The 19,056-nt window shown below is 64.1% G+C and carries 19 protein-coding genes; 11 read left to right on the forward strand and 8 right to left on the reverse strand.

Annotation, left to right across the window (positions count from 1 at the left end):
- Window positions 1-16 precede the first annotated feature (16 nt).
- Window positions 17-271 carry a hypothetical protein gene (locus tag EOA19_RS02395; RefSeq protein WP_023809021.1) on the forward strand — a complete coding sequence of 85 codons (255 nt, stop codon included), beginning with the start codon at window positions 17-19 and terminating at the stop codon, window positions 269-271.
- A gap of 29 nt (window positions 272-300) precedes the next feature.
- Here EOA19_RS02395 and EOA19_RS02400 read toward each other — a convergent pair whose 3' ends face one another.
- Window positions 301-939: a DNA-3-methyladenine glycosylase I gene (locus EOA19_RS02400; protein ID WP_023809022.1), complete on the reverse strand. Its 639-nt coding sequence runs from the start codon at window positions 937-939 to the stop codon at window positions 301-303.
- A 215-nt stretch (window positions 940-1,154) separates the two neighbouring features.
- Between EOA19_RS02400 and EOA19_RS02405 the strand changes: the two genes are divergently transcribed.
- Both EOA19_RS02405 and EOA19_RS02410 read left to right on the forward strand, forming a co-directional pair.
- Window positions 1,155-1,892 carry a L,D-transpeptidase gene (locus EOA19_RS02405; RefSeq protein WP_023809023.1) on the forward strand — a complete coding sequence of 246 codons (738 nt, stop codon included), beginning with the start codon at window positions 1,155-1,157 and terminating at the stop codon, window positions 1,890-1,892.
- Window positions 1,893-2,151: 259 nt separating this feature from the next.
- Window positions 2,152-3,072 (forward strand): bifunctional 5,10-methylenetetrahydrofolate dehydrogenase/5,10-methenyltetrahydrofolate cyclohydrolase, encoded by a 921-nt coding sequence (locus EOA19_RS02410; protein WP_023809024.1) that lies wholly within the window; start codon window positions 2,152-2,154, stop codon window positions 3,070-3,072.
- Window positions 3,073-3,248: 176 nt separating this feature from the next.
- Here EOA19_RS02410 and glcF read toward each other — a convergent pair whose 3' ends face one another.
- The 4 genes from glcF to EOA19_RS02430 form a co-directional block, all read right to left on the reverse strand.
- Window positions 3,249-4,574, reverse strand: a complete 1,326-nt coding sequence (glcF, locus tag EOA19_RS02415) for a glycolate oxidase subunit GlcF (protein ID WP_023809025.1) — start codon at window positions 4,572-4,574, stop codon at window positions 3,249-3,251.
- Window positions 4,575-4,584: 10 nt separating this feature from the next.
- On the reverse strand, window positions 4,585-5,790 hold the full coding sequence (locus EOA19_RS02420) for an FAD-binding protein (protein ID WP_023809026.1): 1,206 nt from the start codon (window positions 5,788-5,790) through the stop codon (window positions 4,585-4,587).
- A 235-nt stretch (window positions 5,791-6,025) separates the two neighbouring features.
- Window positions 6,026-7,522 carry an FAD-linked oxidase C-terminal domain-containing protein gene (locus tag EOA19_RS02425; protein ID WP_023809027.1) on the reverse strand — a complete coding sequence of 499 codons (1,497 nt, stop codon included), beginning with the start codon at window positions 7,520-7,522 and terminating at the stop codon, window positions 6,026-6,028.
- 277 nt (window positions 7,523-7,799) lie between these two features.
- Complete coding sequence (locus tag EOA19_RS02430) at window positions 7,800-9,122, reverse strand: DUF3422 family protein (RefSeq protein WP_023809028.1); 1,323 nt, start codon at window positions 9,120-9,122, stop codon at window positions 7,800-7,802.
- Between the two features lie 203 nt (window positions 9,123-9,325).
- On the opposite strand from EOA19_RS02430, the gene EOA19_RS02435 reads away from it, so the two are divergent.
- Genes EOA19_RS02435 through EOA19_RS02445 form a run of 3 tightly spaced genes read left to right on the forward strand, consistent with a single transcriptional unit; the run spans window position 9,326 to window position 12,094 of the window.
- Complete coding sequence (locus tag EOA19_RS02435) at window positions 9,326-10,129, forward strand: FCD domain-containing protein (RefSeq protein ID WP_023809029.1); 804 nt, start codon at window positions 9,326-9,328, stop codon at window positions 10,127-10,129.
- Window positions 10,130-10,147: 18 nt separating this feature from the next.
- Entirely contained in the window at window positions 10,148-11,293 is a 1,146-nt protein-coding gene (locus EOA19_RS02440) for an alpha-hydroxy acid oxidase (protein ID WP_023809030.1), read from the forward strand.
- A 27-nt stretch (window positions 11,294-11,320) separates the two neighbouring features.
- Window positions 11,321-12,094 carry a metallophosphoesterase family protein gene (locus EOA19_RS02445; RefSeq protein ID WP_128302575.1) on the forward strand — a complete coding sequence of 258 codons (774 nt, stop codon included), beginning with the start codon at window positions 11,321-11,323 and terminating at the stop codon, window positions 12,092-12,094.
- Between the two features lie 39 nt (window positions 12,095-12,133).
- Here the strand turns inward: EOA19_RS02445 and EOA19_RS36355 are convergent, their stop codons facing one another.
- Together EOA19_RS36355 and EOA19_RS02455 are read right to left on the reverse strand one after the other, a co-directional pair.
- A complete protein-coding gene (locus EOA19_RS36355; RefSeq protein ID WP_013893872.1) occupies window positions 12,134-12,265 on the reverse strand; it encodes a hypothetical protein in 132 nt (43 codons plus the stop codon).
- Between the two features lie 292 nt (window positions 12,266-12,557).
- Window positions 12,558-13,256, reverse strand: coding sequence for a type 1 glutamine amidotransferase (locus EOA19_RS02455; protein ID WP_127292765.1), 699 nt, complete (start codon window positions 13,254-13,256; stop codon window positions 12,558-12,560).
- Between the two features lie 88 nt (window positions 13,257-13,344).
- Between EOA19_RS02455 and EOA19_RS02460 the strand changes: the two genes are divergently transcribed.
- The 4 genes from EOA19_RS02460 to EOA19_RS02475 all read left to right on the forward strand — a co-directional run bounded on the left by EOA19_RS02460 (window position 13,345) and on the right by EOA19_RS02475 (window position 17,425).
- On the forward strand, window positions 13,345-13,992 hold the full coding sequence (locus EOA19_RS02460) for a hypothetical protein (RefSeq protein WP_128302576.1): 648 nt from the start codon (window positions 13,345-13,347) through the stop codon (window positions 13,990-13,992).
- Between the two features lie 31 nt (window positions 13,993-14,023).
- Entirely contained in the window at window positions 14,024-14,758 is a 735-nt protein-coding gene (locus EOA19_RS02465; RefSeq protein ID WP_128302577.1) for a 16S rRNA (uracil(1498)-N(3))-methyltransferase, read from the forward strand.
- A 143-nt stretch (window positions 14,759-14,901) separates the two neighbouring features.
- Window positions 14,902-16,275 carry a glutamate--cysteine ligase gene (locus EOA19_RS02470; protein WP_127292773.1) on the forward strand — a complete coding sequence of 458 codons (1,374 nt, stop codon included), beginning with the start codon at window positions 14,902-14,904 and terminating at the stop codon, window positions 16,273-16,275.
- Window positions 16,276-16,375: 100 nt separating this feature from the next.
- Window positions 16,376-17,425, forward strand: coding sequence for a DUF937 domain-containing protein (locus tag EOA19_RS02475; protein WP_128302578.1), 1,050 nt, complete (start codon window positions 16,376-16,378; stop codon window positions 17,423-17,425).
- Between the two features lie 157 nt (window positions 17,426-17,582).
- Here EOA19_RS02475 and EOA19_RS02480 read toward each other — a convergent pair whose 3' ends face one another.
- Window positions 17,583-17,873 (reverse strand): DUF1127 domain-containing protein, encoded by a 291-nt coding sequence (locus tag EOA19_RS02480; RefSeq protein WP_023809037.1) that lies wholly within the window; start codon window positions 17,871-17,873, stop codon window positions 17,583-17,585.
- A 177-nt stretch (window positions 17,874-18,050) separates the two neighbouring features.
- Between EOA19_RS02480 and EOA19_RS02485 the strand changes: the two genes are divergently transcribed.
- The gene (locus EOA19_RS02485; protein ID WP_027035580.1) at window positions 18,051-19,007 is read left to right on the forward strand and encodes a LysR substrate-binding domain-containing protein; all 957 of its coding nucleotides are present in this window, start codon (window positions 18,051-18,053) and stop codon (window positions 19,005-19,007) included.
- The last annotated feature ends 49 nt before the right edge of the window (window positions 19,008-19,056 follow it).

A 19,056-nucleotide genomic window follows, 5' to 3' on the forward strand; every position in this document is an offset into this window, starting at 1 on the left:
ATGAGGGCTCGGGGCCATGGTCAGCACAGCAAGATTTTACGCTATTGATGGCGAAGCCGGCGAATTGCCCGCGCGCTTGCGCCCGGCCGACATCCACGCTCCGAAAATGGTCAGCCAGGCTGCCGGCCCGTTCGAAGTGCCGGCCGACACCGGCAAAGGCCCATCCATGCGCGACGCGTTGATGACCGGCCTGCTGGTGATCTATCCGACCGTGGCCACGGTGGTGGCGATCGTCGCCGGCCTGGTGCTGGCCAGCGCCAACGGCACCTGAAATTACTCGCTTTACCGGAAGTAGAGGGGCTACTTCGGCCTTTTGAACGCCTTCCGCTGCTTCTCGACCTCTTTGCGGCAGATGCAGCCCTCGAGATGGTCGTTGACCAGGCCCATCGCCTGCATGAAGGCGTAGACAGTGGTCGGCCCCACGAAGCTCCAGCCGCGTTTCTTCAACTCCTTCGAAATCCGCACCGAGACCGCCGTGGTCGGGTTGGCGCGCAGATGGGCGAGATCGACGATCTGCGGCCGCTCCTCCTTGCCGGGTTCGAACTTCCAGAACCAGGCGGCCAGCGAGCCGAACTCGTCGGCCATTTCGCGGGCGCGCTTGGCGTTGTTGATGGTCGAGACGATCTTGCCGCGATGGCGGATGATGCCGGCATTGCCGAGCAGGCGCTCGACATCCTTGTCGGTGAAGGCGGCGACCTTGTCGAATTCGAAATTGGCGAAGGCTTCGCGAAAATTCTCCCGCTTGCGCAGAATGGTCAGCCACGACAGGCCAGACTGAAAGCCTTCGAGGCAGATCTTTTCGAACAGCCTGCGGTCGTCGGCCACAGGCCGGCCCCATTCATGATCGTGGTAGTGCAGATAGTCGGGCAGATTGCCGTGCCAGAAGCAGCGCGCGACACCATCGGGACCGGCGAGCAGTCCGGTGTTTTCCTTGTCCATAAGCCAAAATCCGTTCGTTAACGCGCTTTTGCGCGGCATTTACTGCGGCTTTACCAGATTCCTGAACCCGGCGGTAACCACACCAAAAGGTTTACCGACAGTTCCGCATTTTACGCATTCCGATTCATGTTTCGGTTGCTGCTTGCGCGCCAATGATCGCCGAACCGGGAGGACGTTTCCACCCGTTTTGTATCAGACGATCAAGGTGCGTTACGATGAAGACAGTTCTGTTTCCCGTGCTCGGCGCCGTGGCTGTGTTTGCCGCCGGCGTCACACCCTCAACCGCCGGCGACCGCTATGCCGACAGGCCGCCGGTGATGGTGAGCCCCGACCTTTCCGCACCCTGGGTGCTGCAGCTTGGCCAGGCACCCGGCATCGTGCGCCAGAACCGCCAGGTCGTCCAGCAACAGCGGCGCCTGCGCCCGGCGCAGCCCGACCGGGTGCAGACGGCGGCGGTGCAGCCGCCGGCCAAGCGCATGGTCGCGCGTCCTCAGATCAACCCGATCTACCTGCCGCAGGAAGTCGACTATGACGGAGGCCAGAAGCCGGGCACGATCGTCATCGACACCACGCAGAATTTCCTCTTCCTGGTCGAGAAGAACGGCAAGGCAAGGCGCTATGGCGTCGGCACCGGCAAGCCGGGCTTCGAATGGTCGGGTACGCACAAGATCACCAACAAGCGCGAATGGCCGGACTGGCGCCCGCCGGCGCAGATGATCAAGCGTGAAGCCGCCAAGGGCCGCTATTTGCCGACCTATCTTGCCGGCGGCACGGAGAACCCGCTTGGCGCCCGCGCGCTCTACCTCGGCACGACCGAGTACCGCATCCACGGCACCAACCAGCCGTGGACGATCGGCGGTGCGGTGTCATCGGGCTGCATCCGCATGCGCAACGAGGACGTCGTCGACCTCTATGAACGGGTCAATGTCGGAACCACGGTCGAGGTGATATAGTAGGTCTTGCGAATCACTTGGCCGGCAAAGCAGTCCGCTTTTCGAGCCGGTTAGGGACAACGGGGGACGGGCCGTATGGGGATGCGGCCGGTCAGGAAGGGCAGCACGGGAAACCGCGCTGCCCTTTCCGTTTTTGAGCAGAAATCGAGGGCAAAGGTCACCCACGCGTCGCGCAACGGGCATAGCGGTTCGCTTTCGTGCTGCCCTTTACCGCATTCTTTTGCTATCTCGGTGGCTAGTTCCACAAAAGAGTTCACCCATGCTCCTGTCCGAAGACAGCCGTTATCTCAAGGGCGGCCCGGTCGCCCAGCGCATCATCGCCGCCGTTCGCGAGGACGCCGCGATCGCCAAAGCCGAGGGTTTTCCGCCCAAGCTGATCTCGATCACCGTCGGCGACACCGATGCGGTGGATGTTTATGTACGCAACCAGCGCGCCAAGGCTGAGCTCGCCGGCATCGATTTCGAGGAACGGCGCTTTCCCGCCACCATCACGGCAGGCGAGTTGGAAGCGGCCATTCACGGCCTGAATGCCGATCCGCGCGTCACCGGCATCATCATTCAGCGGCCGGTCCCAGTGCATATCCCGATCAGGACGCTGCAGGCGGCGGTGCATCCGCTCAAGGATGTCGAAGGCATGCATCCGGCCTCGATCGGCAACATCGTCTACAACCAGCTCGATCTCGCGCCTTGCACGGCGGCGGCCTCGGTCGAACTGCTCAAGGAAACCGGCCCCGACCTCAAGGGGCTGGAAGTCGTCATCGTCGGCCATTCGGAAATCGTCGGCAAGCCGATCGCCTTCCTGTTGATGAGCGAAGGCGCGACGGTGACCGTGTGCCACCACATGACGCGGTCGGTCGCCGCCCATGCGCGACGTGCCGATGCGCTGTTCGTCGCCGTCGGCAAGCCGCGGCTGATCAAGGCCGACATGGTCAAGCCGGGTGCGGCCGTCATCGACATCGGCATCAATTCCGAAATCGGCCCCGACGGCTCAAGCCGCATCGTCGGCGACGTCGACACCGAGAGCGTCCGCGAGGTCGCCTCCTGGATCACCCCGGTGCCGGGCGGCGTCGGCCCGATCACGGTCGCCATCCTGCTGCGCAACACCATGGTCGCGCTCAGCCGCCAGCGCGCGCTCTATGAGGCGACCTACGGCACGGCGGACAGGCTCGCGGCGGAGTAAGCACAGAGCGGCGCCAGCCCCCTCACCCAGCCTCCGCTTCGCTCGGCTGACCTCTCCCCGAGGGAGAGGAGATTGTCACCGCCGGCGCAAACCTCTTCTCCCCTCGGGGAGAAGGTGGCCGCGAAGCGGCCGGATGAGGGAGACTTGCCGTTAACTCTGACAGCGGCAACGCCACGCTACTCAGCCGCAACCAGCCTTTCCTCGGGGACCCCTTCCGGCATCGGTCCGCCATAGGCCCAGTCGAGCAGTTTTATCGTGTGCACCACCGGCAGCTTGGCGGCGGAAGCGATCTGGGTGATGCAGCCGATGTTGCCGGTGGCGACGATCGAAGCCCCCGTCGCCTCGATGTTTGTCACCTTGCGGTCGCGCAGTTTGGCCGAGATTTCGGACTGCAGGATGTTGTAGGTGCCGGCCGAACCGCAGCACAAATGCCCTTCGCGCGGCTCGCGCACGATGAAGCCGGCCTTGGCGAGCAGTTCCTTCGGCTGGCGGGTGATCTTCTGGCCGTGCTGCATCGAACAGGCCGAGTGATAGGCGACGACCGTGCCCGGCTTGCGCGCCGGTTCAGGCAGGTCGAAGGTCGAGAGATATTCGGTAATGTCCTTGGCCAGCGCCGAAACGCGCGCCGCCTTGTCGGCATAGGCCGGGTCGAGCCGCAGCATGAAGCCGTAGTCCTTGATCGTCGTGCCGCAGCCGGAGGCAGTGATGACGATGGCATCGAGCCCGCCTTGTTCGATGGCGCGCGTCCAGGCATCGACATTCTGCCTCGCAGAGGCAAGCGCGGCCTGCTCGCGCCCCATATGATGAACCAGCGCCCCGCAGCAGCCCTCGCCCGGTGGCACCACGACCTCGACACCGAGCCGCGTCAGCAGCGAAATCGTGGTGTCGTTGATGGCGGGATCGAGCACCGATTGCGCGCAGCCGGTGAGGATGGCGACGCGGCCTCTTTTGCTCCCCTGCCCGGCATGGATGCCAGGTGAAGCTATCGACGATGCTGTCGGGATCGAGGCCGGCGCGAGCTTGAGCATCGCACTCAGCGGCTTCAGCGCCGGAACCTTGTCGAACAAGCCCATAAACGGCTTGCCCAGCTTCGCCAGCTTGAGCGCGGCGCGAAAACGCTGGGGATAGGGCAGCACGAAGGCCAGCATGGCGCGGGTCAGGCGGTCGAGCAGCGGCCGCTTGTAGGTCTCCTGGATATGGGCGCGGGCATGGTCGACCAGATGCATGTAGTTGACGCCCGACGGGCAGGTGGTCATGCAGGCAAGGCAGGACAGGCAGCGATCGATATGGGTGACGATCTCCTTGTCGGCCGGACGGCCGTTTTCCAGCATGTCCTTGATCAGGTAGATGCGCCCGCGCGGTGAATCGAGCTCGTTGCCAAGCGTCACATAGGTCGGGCAGGTGGCGGTGCAGAAGCCGCAATGCACGCATTTGCGCAGGATCTTTTCCGATTCCGCGACATGCGGATCGGCAAGCTGGGCAAGCGAAAAATTGGTCTGCATCGCTGATGTCCTAGGCCATTCGGCCGGGATTGAGGATATTCTTCGGGTCGAATTCCTGTTTCAGGCGCACCGCTAGTGCGGCAAGCGCCGGCGGCTGCGGCTCGAACACCGGCAGAGCGGCGCGATGCGAAGGTGCGGCACGCACCAGCGTCGCATGGCCGCCGCCATGTTTCCTCAACAGCCCGCGCAGCAGGGCGGCTTCCGGGTCGCCTTGTTCCATGCGCAGCCACACCAGCCCGCCCTGCCAGTCATAGAAGGCGCTGACGGCGGCCTGCATGCGCAGTGTCAGGACCATCTGGTGGCACTGTCCCGGCGTCATCGAGACACGCCAGACCGGTTTCTCGCCGTTGTCGGCGAAGGGCCTGCAATCGCGCACATCGCGCCAGATCAGCCGTGAGGTTTCACCGGCAATCTCCTGCAGCGGCCCGGCCTTGCCGAGCAGCGTTTTCAGCGCGGCAATACGGTAGGCAACCGACGGGCCGAAACCCTCGACACGCAGCAGCGTGGCGGCCTCGCTGCCGAGACTGCCGCCGGCGACGCGCGCGGCGATCCGCTCCGGCAGATGGGCGGCACTCGACACTTCAGCACTCGAGCCAAGCGCCAGGGCCATGGCGGCGGCAGCGGCATCGTCGAGCAAGCCACGGATGGCGAGCGTGACTTCGGTCTCGGCTGCCGGCAGCACCTTGAAGGTGACGTCGGTGAAGGCGGCCAGCGTGCCCCAGCTGTTGGCCATCAGCTTGGACATGTCATAGCCGGTGACGTTCTTGACCACGCGACCGCCCGACTTGAAGGCCTCGCCGCGCCCGGACACCACATTGATGCCCAGGATATGATCGCGCGCCGCGCCCGCCTTCAGCCGGCGCGGACCGGAGAGGTTCGCGGCGAGCACGCCGCCGATTGTGCCTTTGCCAGCTTCGCCGCCGAGCAGTGGGCCGTAGTCCATCGGCTCGAAGGCAAGCTGCTGGCCGTTTTCCGCCAGCAGCTTTTCGATCTCGGCCAGCGGTGTGCCGGCTTTTGCCGACAGCACCAGTTCAGCCGGTTCATAGAGCGTGACGCCGGTGAGCCTCGACAGGTCGAGCGTGTGTTCGGTTTGCAGCGGCCGGCCGATGCCACGCTTGGAGCCGTGGCCGAGGATTTCCAGCGGCGAGCCTTCCGCCGCTGCCCAGGCGACGGTGGAGGGGACTTCGGATGAGGTGGTCGGGGTGAAGGTGGTCATGGGCGACCCCTGTTCCTCGCCCAGCGAAGCGGGGAAGGCCACATCGGCCGCGTTTCTTCACACCCCCCTCTGTCCTGCCGGACATCTCCCCCGCAAGGGGGGAGATTGGCAGCTCGCACGACCGCGCCTTTCAAACCTTGGTGATTGGCGAAAGCCAAAACGACATCCAATCTCCCCCCTAGCGGGGGAGATGTCCGGCAGGACAGAGGGGGGTGTTCAAGCGCCGACATATCCCTCAAAACCTCGGAATGTCTGGGAACGGCAGTTTGCCGCCGGAAATGTGCATCCGCCCAAGCTCGGCGCATCGCCGCAGCTGCGGGAACACTTTTCCCGGGTTGAGCAGATGGTTGGGATCGAAGGCACATTTGACCCGCATCTGCTGGTCGAGATCGATCTGGGTGAACATTTCCGGCATCAAGTCGCGTTTTTCCACGCCCACACCGTGTTCGCCGGTCAAGACGCCGCCGACCTTGACGCAGAGCCGCAATATGTCGGCGCCGAAGCTTTCGGCCTTGTCGAGTTCGCCCGGTACGTTGGCATCGTAGAGGATCAGCGGATGCAGATTGCCGTCGCCGGCATGAAAGACATTGGCGACGCCGAGACCGTATTTTTCCGACAGCTCGCGCATGCCGGCGAGCACGCGCGGCAGCTCCTTGCGCGGGATGGTGCCGTCCATGCAGTAGTAGTCGGGCGAGATGCGGCCAACGGCCGGAAACGCCGCCTTGCGGCCGGCCCAGAAGCTCAGCCGTTCCTGTTCCGACTGCGAAATGCGGCAGGTGGTCGAGCCGTTCTTGTAGGCGATCGCCTCGACCAGCCCGATCAGATGATCGACCTCGACGCCGGGGCCGTCGAGCTCGACGATCAGCAGCGCCTCGACATCGAGGGGATAGCCGGCATGAACGAAATCTTCCGCCGCATGGATCGCCGGCCGGTCCATCATCTCCATGCCGCCCGGGATGATGCCGGCGCCGATGATGTCGGCAACGCACTGACCGCCCTGCTCGCTGGTCGGGAAGCCGATCAGCAGTGCACGTGCCGTCTCCGGCTTCTTCAGGATGCGTACGGTAACCTCGGTGACGACGCCGAGCAGCCCTTCGGAGCCGGTCATGACGCCGAGCAGGTCGTAGCCTTCCGCATCAAGGTGACTGCCCCCCAGCCGCACCACCTCGCCATTCATCAGCACCATCTCGATGCCGAGCACATTGTTGGCGGTAAGGCCGTATTTCAGGCAGTGCACGCCACCGGAATTCTCCGCGACATTGCCGCCGATCGAGCAGGCAATCTGGGAGGATGGATCGGGGGCGTAGTAAAAGCCCTCCTGCTCGACGGCGGTGGTGATGCCGAGATTGGTGACGCCCGGCTGGGCAACGACGACGCGATTGGGGAAATCGATCCCGAGGATGCGGTTGAAGCGGCTCATGACCAAAAGCACCGCGTCCTCGAGCGGCAGCGCGCCGCCCGACAGCGAGGTGCCGGAGCCGCGCGGCACGACGCGGATGTTGCGGTCGTTGCAGTATTTCAGCACGCGCGAAACCTGCGCCACCGTTTGCGGCAGCACGACAACCAGCGGCAGCTGCCGATAGGCGGTCAGGCCGTCGCTCTCGAAGGCGCGCATGGAATTGGCGGCGTCGACGACGCCCTCACCCGGCACGATGATGCGCATGTCGGCGACGATCTCGTCGCGCCGGCGCATCGTGGCGTCGTCTGGTTTCGGCATGGCCAAGCCGGACATCAGCAGCCTCATTTCGCTTGACTGGTCAAAATCTTTTACCAGTGAAGCGCGTTGGGTGCAAATCCTGTGGCGGCGGGGAATCCGCTTCAAGGCTGAGGCAAGCTTCCTCAGCGGCAATCTGCCGCTCTCTCACCCTCCCCTTGTGGGGAGGGTCGCGAACGAAGCGAGCGGGGTGGGGGTCCGCGCGGCGCTCTACGAGGACCACCACCCCGTCTCACGATCTTCGCTTCGCTGCGATCATGAGCCGACCCTCCCCACAAGGGGAGGGTGAGCAGATCTATTCGCCGGGCGGCTTGCCGGGCTCGGAATGCATCCGGCGCACACGGCGTACGCCCCACCAGACCAGCAGGATGGCGACAGGCACCGAAGCAGCGGTAACGATCTCCGGCGCGAAGGCATGGCCGAAGATCGAGGCGCCCTTGGCGACATAGCCGACAAGGCCGACCACATAATAGGAGACGGCGGCGACCGAGAGCCCCTCGACGGTCTGCTGCAGGCGCAGTTGCAGGCGGGCGCGGTTGTTCATCGAGGCAAGCAGGTCGCGGTTCTGCTTCTCGACCTCGACATCGACCCAGGTGCGCAGCAGCGTCGTGGCGCGGGTCAGTTTTCGCGACAGATTTTCCTGCCGCTCCTCGACCGAGCGGCAGGTGCGCATTGCGGGTGCCACACGGCGCTGCAGGAACCCGCGCCATGTGTCATAACCGGGCACAGCCTCTTCCTCGAGCGCCTCCAGCCGTTCGCCGACGATGCCGTCATAAGCGCGGCTGGCGCCGAAGCGGTAAAGGCTCGATGCCGCGTCCGCCTCCAGCTCCGCCGCAAGTTCGGTCAGATCGGCCAGCAAGGTCTGGCTGTCGCGTGTCCCGGCGACCTTCATCTCCAGCGTGGTCTGCGCCAGCCGGTCTTCGATGCGGCGGGCGCGGCCGGACAAGGTCAACGCCAGCGGCAGGCCGAGCATGGCCAGCGTCCGATAGGTTTCGATATCGATAAGCCGCTGCGACAACGCGCCGGTGCGCGCCGGGGTCAAGCCGCGATCGAGCAGCAGCATGCGGGTCAGGCCATCGCCATCCTGGCGAAAATCGGTGACGATGGCGGCGTTTCCGCGCTCGACCAGCGAGTAGCACAGGCTGGTCGGATCGAAACCGGCTATCAGCTGCTCGCTCGCTTGCGTCCATTTGCGGATTTCGAGCCTGATGCCGGAGATGCAGGTTCCCGGCGGCGAGAACCCGTTGCCGAACGGGGAGTCCTCCGGCGTCCTGCCGCTTTCGGAAAGCGGCCCTTCCCACAAATAGGTCGAGAATTCGGTGTGCCGCTCCCAGCGCAGCGAGCCCTTGCCCCATTTCATGGCATGGTGGCGGGCCTGGCGGTCGGGCGCGGCGATGCCGAGGCGCCGCGACAGTTCGGAAAGCACCGCGTGGTCGACGCCGGAGCCACCCTCCGTCATGAAGGCGAGTTGCATCAGGACGCGTGGCTTTTCGATCAGCGGATGCGGCCGGGCATGAACCTCGCCGAGTGCGCCGGGCCGCCCCTCATGCGCGGGAAAGCCCATGACGCTGCCCTTGGCGCGCGGCTGGAATTCGAGATCGGACGGGTCGTCTGACACGGCTTGTTCCCTGGGTTCCTTGAACCCTCTTGCACGTGCGTCCCTCTAGTGCCAATGGCCTTATGACGCAAACAGCAAAGTTAGCCGAAGATGATGGCATCAGGGCGAAAAATCGGCACGCTTTTGTCAATTGGATAAATAATTTGACCAGTTGGCGAGGCAGGCTCTATTCTGCGACACCGGTTCACCTTCCAGGCATTCTGTTGAGCGACATTTTTTCCAGGATCGAGCATTCGCGCACCGCCGACGAGGTGGTGCAGCAGATCGAGAGCCTCATCCTCGAAGGCGTGCTGCGCACCGGCGACCGGCTGCCGGGCGAGCGCGAGCTTGCACGCCAGTTCGACGTATCCCGGCCGATCCTGCGTGACGCCCTGAAGGCACTGGAAGGACGCGGCCTTTTGACGACAAGGCCCGGCGGCGGCACGCATGTCGCCGATGTCATCGGCCAGCTTTTCACCAAGCCGGTGACGGACCTGATCTCGATGCACCGCAAGGCAGTGACCGATTATCTGGAATACCGCCGCGAGATCGAAGGGGTCGCGGCTGAATACGCGGCACGGCGCGCCACTGCGGACGACATGGCGCTGCTCGACAAGATCATGGCACGCATGGACGATGCGCACCGGACCGGCGACTTCGACGACGAAGCCGAGATCGATGTCGAGTTCCACCACGCGATCTGCGAATGCGCGCACAACATCATCCTTTTGCACACGCTGCGCTCCTGTTACCGGCTGTTGTCGGAGGGCGTGTTCCAGAACCGGCTGCTGGTGTTCAGCGTGCCCGGCGCGCGCGACGCCCTGCTCGCGCAGCACCGCGCGATCCATGCGGCGGTGAAGGCCGGCGATCCGGATGCTGCCCGGCAAGCGGCGATGGACCACATCACCTATGTCGAACGGTCGATGGCGGAGGCCGAGCGCAGCGGCGACTGGCAGCGCGTCTCGCGACTGAGGTTGAAACAGCGCGTCGACGCCACCGATACAGAACCAGCACGCAAACGCTCCTAGCTATCGAGACGGGAACCCATGAGCCAGATCCTGACCATCGCCGACCTCAAGGACCTCGCCCGCCGGCGCGTGCCGAAGATGTTCTTCGACTATGCCGATTCCGGTTCGTGGACCGAAGGCACGTATCGGGCCAACGAAGAGGACTTCCAGAAGATCAAGTTCCGCCAGCGCGTGCTCGTCGACATGGACAACCGTTCGCTGGCGTCGACGATGATCGGCGAAAAAGTGTCGATGCCGGTGGCATTGGCGCCAACCGGCATGACCGGCATGCAGCACGCCAATGGCGAGATGCTGGCGGCTCAGGCGGCGGAGGAATTCGGCGTGCCGTTTACCTTGTCGACGATGAGCATCTGCTCGATCGAGGATGTCGCCTCGGTAACCACGAAGCCGTTCTGGTTTCAGCTCTATGTGCTGCGTGACAAGGATTTCGTGCTCAACCTGATCGACAGGGCAAAGGCGGCGAAATGCTCGGCGCTCGTGCTGACGCTCGACCTGCAGATTCTCGGTCAGCGCCACAAGGACATCCGCAACGGGCTTTCCGCGCCACCCAAGCTGACGCTGACGAACATCGTCGACATGGCCATCCGCCCGCACTGGTGCGCCGCCATGGCCGGCACGAAGCGGCGGACCTTCCGCAACATTGTCGGCCACGCCAAGGGCGTCGGCAACATGGCCTCGCTGGCATCGTGGACGACGGAGCAGTTCGACCCGCATCTGTCGTGGAAGGACGTCGCCTGGATCAAGGAGCGCTGGGGCGGCAAGCTGATCCTCAAGGGCATTCTCGACAAGGAGGACGCGCTGATGGCGGCCAAGACCGGCGCCGACGCGATCATCGTTTCCAACCATGGCGGGCGCCAGCTCGATGGTGCGTCGTCGTCGATCAGCGTGCTGGAAGAGATTGCCGACGCGGTCGGCGACACGATCGAAGTGCATATGGATGGCGGCATCCGCTCCGGCCAGGATGTGCTGAAGGCGCTTTGCCTCGGTGCCAAGGGAACCTATATCGGGCGGCCATTTCTTTACGGCCTGGGGGCGCTTGGCAAGGAAGGGGTTACCAAGGCGTTGGAAATCATCCGCAAGGAGATGGACATCACGCTGGCGCTATGCGGAAAGCGTCTGGTCACCGACATGGGCAAGGACCAGCTCCGGCGCCAGGTCCCGTGACCGCCTGACCACGGAGGCACCGAAAAATTGGCAGAACCCGGCATCCATTTTCTCGACGCGCATGGGCCGGACGGCATGCGTCTCTATGCGATCGGCGACGTCCACGGCCGGCTCGACCTTCTGGCCGCCATGCATCTGCGCATCAGGGCCGAGATCGAGCAGGAGGCGCCTGCCGACTGGCGCATCATCCATCTTGGCGACTATGTCGACCGCGGGCCGGACTCGAAGGGCGTCATCGATTTCCTGATCGAAGCGCAAGAGCGCGACCCTCGTCACCTGATGCTGGCCGGCAACCACGACATCGGTTTTCTCGACTTTCTCAAGACCCCTGACCCGGAAGGGCTTTTCATCCGGTTCGGCGGCATCCAGACGGCACAGTCCTACGGCGTGGCGATCAGTGAAGGCACCAGCGTATGGTTCGGCAAGGCTGAATCGGCCGTGCGCAAAGGACATCAGGCCCTGGTCGAGGCCGTGCCGCAAAGCCACATCGACTTCCTGCGGTCACTGCCGTTCTCCGCGATTTTCGGGGACTTCTTCTTCTGTCATGCCGGCATCAGGCCGGGTAATCCTCTGGAGAAGCAAAACCCACAGGACCTGATCTGGATCCGCGACGTCTTCCACAACCACACCGACCTTTATCCGAAGATCGTGGTGCACGGCCACACCCCGGTGCCGGAGGCGGAAGTGATGGCCAACCGCGTCAATATCGACTCGCTTGCCTGGCAGTCAGGCATGCTGAGCGCGCTCGTCGTCGACGGCGCGGACAAACGCATCCTGACAATGACGATCAAGGAAGCTTGAGCGTCGCGCGTCGGAAGACGCGAAAGACGCTTCCCGCCTTTAGCGCAGCGAGGCGGTGACGCCGTAACCGTCTACGGCGTTGTGGTTGTTGGCTGCGTCGGCGGCATAGATGCCGAGACCGCACAGCACGATGGCGGACAACATGGCAAAGGACAGAAGCGCTGCTTTCACGGAGGTCATCTCTTGTTGAGCTTTCTGCATCTGTGCACCAGGCGGTTACCAATGCGTTGAAACGGAGAATTCGCTTCAAAGTTTCGACGATTTTGCGCTTCTAGGCATGTTCTGTATCAACGGTGTGTCGCGCGGGTCACACAAAGGTTCATAGCCGTTGCACAGAAGATGCAGAGCGCGCGCCTTCTAGGATGGCGGGCGGACACAAGCCAAGAATGAAACGGTTTTCCCCAGGCGGTTTCACCGCCGCGTGCCAATTATGTCACGCTGGAGGGTGCAGAGAGACCAACGCTCAGATGGTCGCTACCCAGGCGCGGGCAATGGCCAGACCCGCGGCATCCGCATCGGGTCCGTTGCGGGCCATTTCGCCATCGAGCTTGCCGGCCCAGTCGGGATGGCGGGCGGCGATGGTCGGGGCAAAGGATGTGCTCCAGTCCTTGACCATCGGCCGGTCGGCCTCGAAGTGAAACTGGAAACCGTAGACGGCGCGTCCGACGCGAAACGCCTGGTTCTCGGCGACATCGTTGCCGGCGAGCCGCACGGCGGCCTCGGGCAGCACGAAGGTGTCGTCATGCCACTGGAAGATCGGGAATTTCTCCGGCAGCGCCCCCAGCACCGGATCGGCCTTGGCGTCCGCCGTCAGCGATACGCCGCGCCAACCGAACTCATTGGCGCCGCCGATGCGGTTTTCGCCGCCGAAGGCACGGGCGACGAGCTGGCTGCCGAGGCAGATGCCGAGCACGGCGCGATCCTTGTCGGCAAAATCGCGGGTCAGTTCGAGCAGCGCCGGGAAATAGGGGTACTCATCGTCGGCCAGCGCATTCTGGCCACCGCCGAGCACCACCATGGCATCATGACCGGCCGCGTCGTCCGGCAGGGGATCGCCCCTGTAAGGGAGACGCAGGTCGAGATCGGCACCCGCTTCCGCAAGTGCTGCGCCGACCTGGCCGAGGCCGGTATTGTCGTAGTTCTGGACCACCAGCACCCGCATCACAAAACCCTGCTGACATGAAAAAGATGCGACGAGCGATATCATGCCGCTCGCATTGCAGCCAAGATGCGTGTCCGGAGAGAAAACTATGCCACTGCAGAACCGGGTCGATCCGTTCGGTACCATCCACGCCGTGCCTGATCGCGGCCTGTTCACCGGCAATCGCGGCATCCTCCACGATCCCGAGACGAAGACGCTCAAGAAAAAGCGCTGGGCGCTTCAGGCCTGGATCATCTGCGTCTGCCAATTCCGCGATGTGCGGCGCGAACCGATGGGCCGCAACAGGAAGGGCGGCAAAGCGGGCTGGACCGAGCTGTTCTTCCTCGACGAGGTGACGGCACTGGCTGCCGGGCATCGCCCCTGCTTCTTTTGCCAGCGCGAACGGGCCAGGGATTTCGTCAGCCGCTTCGGCGAAGCTTTCGGCATCGCCGAGCCGCGCGCGCCGATGGTCGACAGGCCGCTGCACAAGGAGCGGCTGGCCTCGGGCGGCAGGCCGCCAGTGGTTGCGGTTGAAGACCTTGCCGGCCTGCCGGACGGCGCCATGGTCGCGGATGGCGCCACGGTTTATGCTTTGCGTCGGGGCAAAACGCTGCGCTGGTCGTTTGCCGGGTATGGGCATCCCGGCGATTTCGGCCTGCTCAACGGCAAGACACTCTCGCTGCTGACGCCGGCCACAACGCTCGCCGTGCTGGGGTATGGCTTTCGGCCGGTGTGGCATCCGACCGCCGAGGCTTGACGCCGGCAGCCGGCTCGCTCATTCCTCGGCGATGCGCGCCAATTACAAGATGCAACGTCTGTTCGTGCCCGACGATCTCGCGCCGGGCATCGAGTTCGACGCCGGCCAACAGCAGAGCCACTATCTCCTGCATGTGCTGCGGCTTGGCGAAGGCGCCGAAATCCTGGTGTTCAATGGCCGCGACGGCGAGTGGTCGGCGGCCATCGCGGCGAAGACGAAAAGGTCGGTTCGACTGAAGGTGTCGGCGCTGCAGCGACCGCAGCCGCCGCTGCCCGATCTCGTCTACTGCTTTGCGCCACTGAAGCAGGGCCGGCTCGACTATCTCGTGCAGAAGGCGGTCGAGATGGGCGCCGGCGTCCTGCAGCCGGTCATCACCCAGCACACGCAAGTGGCCAAGCCGTCGATCGATCGCCTGCGCGCCAATGTCGTCGAAGCCGCCGAACAATGCGGCATCTTGGCGGTACCTCAGGTGCACGAAGCCGAAAAATTCGACCGTTTGCTGACCGGCTGGGACACAGAGCGACGGCTGATCTTCTGCGATGAGGATGCTTCGACCAACAATCCGCTGGCCGCGCTGCAGGCGGTCAAGGAAAAGAAGCTTGGGCTGCTGGTCGGGCCGGAGGGTGGCTTTTCCGACGACGAGCGCAAGATGCTGCGCGCCCTGCCCTTCGTCACCGCCATTCCGCTCGGCCCACGCATCCTGCGCGCCGACACGGCGGCGGTGGCCGCGCTCGCGGTGATGCAGGCGACAGTCGGAGACTGGTGAAACGTCATCTCTTGCAAGGGACGGTGAGCGCGGTAAGGTTCAATTCCTGTTGACCTGTGGCTCAGGATTTTTCGCTTGATCGGCTACTGACATTTCGTCCATTTAGCGCCGGCGGTTCTCCAACCGCCTCTGAGGGCTTGATCATGGCGCGCGACACAACCGATTTCCGGCCCATCGAAGGCATCGACGAACTCGTCGAGCATCTGGCCGAAGGCAACAAGCCGCGCGACAAGTGGCGCATCGGCACCGAGCACGAGAAATTCCCCTTCTATGTCGACGGCAATGCACCGGTCCCCTATGGCGGCGAGCGCGGCATCCGCGCCATTCTCGAAGGCATGCAGTCAAAGCTCGGCTGGGACCCGATCGTCGATGACGGCCGCATCATTGGCTTGGTCGAACCGACCGGTCAGGGAGCGATTTCGCTGGAACCCGGCGGCCAGTTCGAACTTTCCGGCGCACCGCTGGAGACGATCCACCAGACCTGCCGGGAGGGCAACGCCCATCTGGCGCAGGTGCGCGAGATCGCCGAGCCGATGGGCATCCGCTTCCTCGGCCTCGGCGGCAGCCCGAAATGGTCGCTGGCCGAGACGCCGAAAATGCCGAAATCGCGCTACGAGATCATGACGCGCTACATGCCCAAGGTCGGTACCAAGGGCCTCGACATGATGTACCGCACCTGCACGATCCAGGTGAATCTCGACTTCGAGAGCGAGGCCGACATGCGCCGCAAGATGCAGGTGTCGCTGAAGCTGCAGCCGCTGTCGACGGCATTGTTCGCCAATTCGCCTTTCACCGAAAGCCACCCGAACGGTCTGCAGAGCTGGCGCGGCGACATCTGGCGCGACACCGACAACCAGCGCTCGGGCCTGCTCGAATTCTGCTTCTCGCCCGATTTCGGCTTTGCCGACTATGTCGAATGGGCGCTCGACGTGCCGATGTATTTCGTCATCCGGGACGACCGCTATCACGACATGACCCACATCACCTTCCGCCAGTTCATGGCCGGGGCCGCGCGCAATGAAGTGCCGGACGGGCTGCCGACAATGGGCGACTGGGCGAACCATCTGTCAACGCTGTTCCCGGACGTGCGGCTGAAGCGCTTCCTCGAGATGCGCGGCGCCGATGGCGGGCCATGGCGGCGCATCTGCGCGCTGCCGGCCTTCTGGGTCGGATTGCTTTATGATGAGGCCGCACTCGATGCCGCCGAGGCGCTGACCTCGAGCTGGACGTATGAAGAAACGCTGGCGATGCGCAACGCGGTGCCGGAACAAGGCATTTCCGCACCGTTCCGCAACACCACGCTGCGCGAGATCGCGCGTGACGTGATGGTCATTTCCCGCATGGGGCTGAAGAACCGTGGCAAGAAGAACCGCGACGGCTACGACGAGACCTCCTTCCTCAACACGTTGGACGAAGTCGTGGCGCGCGGCACCACCAGCGCCGAGGAGATGCTGTCGGCCTATCACACACGCTGGGGCGGCTCGATCGAGCCGGTTTTCATGGAATACGCCTATTAACCCTCGGATTTGGCAAAGCTGACCGGCCGGCAAAAGTCGCTTCAATCGGAAGTGGAAACAAACTAGGCTTCTTCGGCGAGGATTTCCGGAGGAGAGACCAATGCCTTCCTTGTTCGACATGCTGACGCAGGCCCAGAACGGCAACGGCATGCAGGCCCTTGCCCAGCAATACGGGCTTTCGATGCAGCAGACGCAAGCCGCGGTCGCCGCATTGCTGCCCGCCTTTTCGCAGGGGCTGCAGCGCAACACCGCCGACCCTTATGGGCTCGGCGCCTTCATGACGGCGATGGCCAGCGGCCAGCACGCCAAGTATTTCGAGGACGCAAGCCGGGCCTTCTCGCCGCAGGGCGTCGATGAGGGCAACGGCATTCTCGGGCACCTGTTCGGCTCGAAGGATCTGTCGCGCGCCGTGGCCAGCCAGGCGGCGCAAGCCAGCGGCGTCAATCAGCAGATCCTGCAGCAGATGCTGCCGGCGATCGCCTCGATGGTCATGGGCGGGCTGTTCAAACAGACGACAAACCAGATGCAGGCCGCCGGCGGTTTTGGCGGCGGCGGCAACAATCCGCTCGGCGAGATCATCGAGCAGATGATGCGGCAAGGCGGCGGCATGCAGGCCCCGGCGCCGCAGCCGCGCCAGGCGCCGCAGCCCCAGAACCCGATGGACAACCCGCTCGGCAAGGTGTTGCAGGACATGTTCGGCGGCGGTGCGCCTCAGCCACAGCCGCAAAGCCAGCCGCAGCCGCAGCCCAATCCCTACGGCGAAAATGCACTCGGCAAGGTGCTGCAGGACATGTTCGGCGGTGGCGCGCCTCAGCCGCAGCCGCAAGGGCGGACGCAGCCGCAGCCTCAGCAGACACAGAGCCCCTACGGAGACAATCCGCTAGGGAAAATCTTCGAGGAGATGCTGCGGCAAGGTGGCGGTGGCTTAGGCGGCATCCCCGGCGGACAGCCGGCGCCGCAACAGCCTCAAGCGCCCCCACAGCAGCGTCAGGCACCGCAGCCACAGGCCAATCCGAGCGGCAGGCCAACGAATCCGTTCGACGACCTGTTCGGCAAGATGTTCGAGACCGGCGCCCAGCAGCGTGACGACTACCAGAAGGGCGTGGAGACGATCTTCGACCAGTTCAAGCGGGATATGGATCGGCGGTAGGCGGTCTTCGCTGAGGTAGAAAGAGAAAAGCCCGGTCCTGGGAGGACCGGGCAGAATGCAGGCGGGCCGGGGGGATCCGGCAGGGAGTGGGAGCCTGCATACTCGTCAGTCGCATCGAACCCCGAAAAGGTTCACGACCTAAACAACAAGCAACAGATCAGGCCACCTTGCGGGCGATGTCCTCGATCGTTTCGACGCGATCGCTGGCGATTTCGCGCAGCATCGCCGTCGGGTCGCGGCCAAACGGCACGTCGATGGCGACGTGCAGATCGGCGCGCGTCAGGCCGATATCGGCGAGTTCGGCGTCCGACATCTCGCCAAGACGGTAGAAGGCGCGGCGGTTTTTCCAGGCGCGGTAGACGTTGGAGACAGTGTTGGCCACGCGAGTCGCAACGGCCGGACGCGAGGTGATGCGCGAGGTCTCGGTGGCGAAATCGAACGTGGTCATTGTCGGTCTCCTTCAGACTCGAACGGGCAAAGCCTTGCATCGGCGCTGGCGACAGCGGCCGTTCCGGCTTCGATTCACATGCCTTCATGTGGACAATAGCAATTTGCCATCGAGTGATTGATTAATCCAACGAATGTTTCTAATCTTTACCATCAACACTAGTGATGGATCATGTCGATGAAATCGCCGCTCGATCTCGATCAATTGCAGACCTTCATCTCGATTGCCGATACCGGCAGCTTCACCAGGGCGGCCGAAGAGGTGCACCGGACCCAGTCGGCGGTTTCGATGCAGATGCGCCGGCTGGAGGAGCGACTCGGCAAGCCGCTGTTCGAAAAGGACGGGCGCACCAACAGATTGACCGAGGAAGGCGACAAGCTGCTCTCCTATGCGCGGCGGCTGCTCTATCTCAACCGTGAGACGCTGGCTGCCTTCGATGACCGGCGGCTCGAAGGCACGATCCGCATCGGCACGCCCGACGACTATGCCGATCGTTTCCTGCCCGAGATCATGGCGCGGTTCACGCGCTCCAATCCGCGCGTCGAACTGACCGTCATCTGCGAGCCGACGCCGGGGCTGGTCGAGCATATCAAGCGCGGCAATCTCGACCTCGCGCTGGTGACTCACAACGACGTACGCGGCCAGTCGGAGGTGGTGCGGCGCGAACCGCTGCTGTGGGTCACCTCGGCCAACCATGCGACGCATGAGCAGGAAACGCTGCCGATGGCCTTTGGCCGGCCGAACTGCATCTGGCGGCGCGCCGCCGTCGATGTGCTCGACCAGCAGAACCGCGACTATCGCATCCTGTTCACCAGTTTCTCAGCCACCGTCATCACCGCCGCGGTGCTTTCCGGGCTGGCGATCTCGGTGCTGCCGGAATGCGCGCTTCGGCCCGGCATGCGGGTGCTGAGCGAAGCCGACGGCTTCGGCGCCCTGCCCGACTGCCGCATCGGTATCATGCGCGGCCAGACGTCGCGGCCGGAGATCGTCGATGCGCTCGCCCGCCATATTTCGGAAAGCCTGGACAATATCTCCGTCCCTGTCGGCGAAGACCCCGGGACATTCGATTTCGCAGCACTCGCCTTCACCAAGCTGCGGCGGACCAAGCCGAACCAGATTCTGCCCGGCTGGTAGGCAGGGTCAGGTATGCGGGTTATGAACGGCTGGCCCGACGCAACCGCCT

Origin of the sequence: Mesorhizobium sp. M7A.F.Ca.US.010.02.1.1 (assembly GCF_004023085.1) — a bacterium.
Classification (GTDB): domain Bacteria; phylum Pseudomonadota; class Alphaproteobacteria; order Rhizobiales; family Rhizobiaceae; genus Mesorhizobium.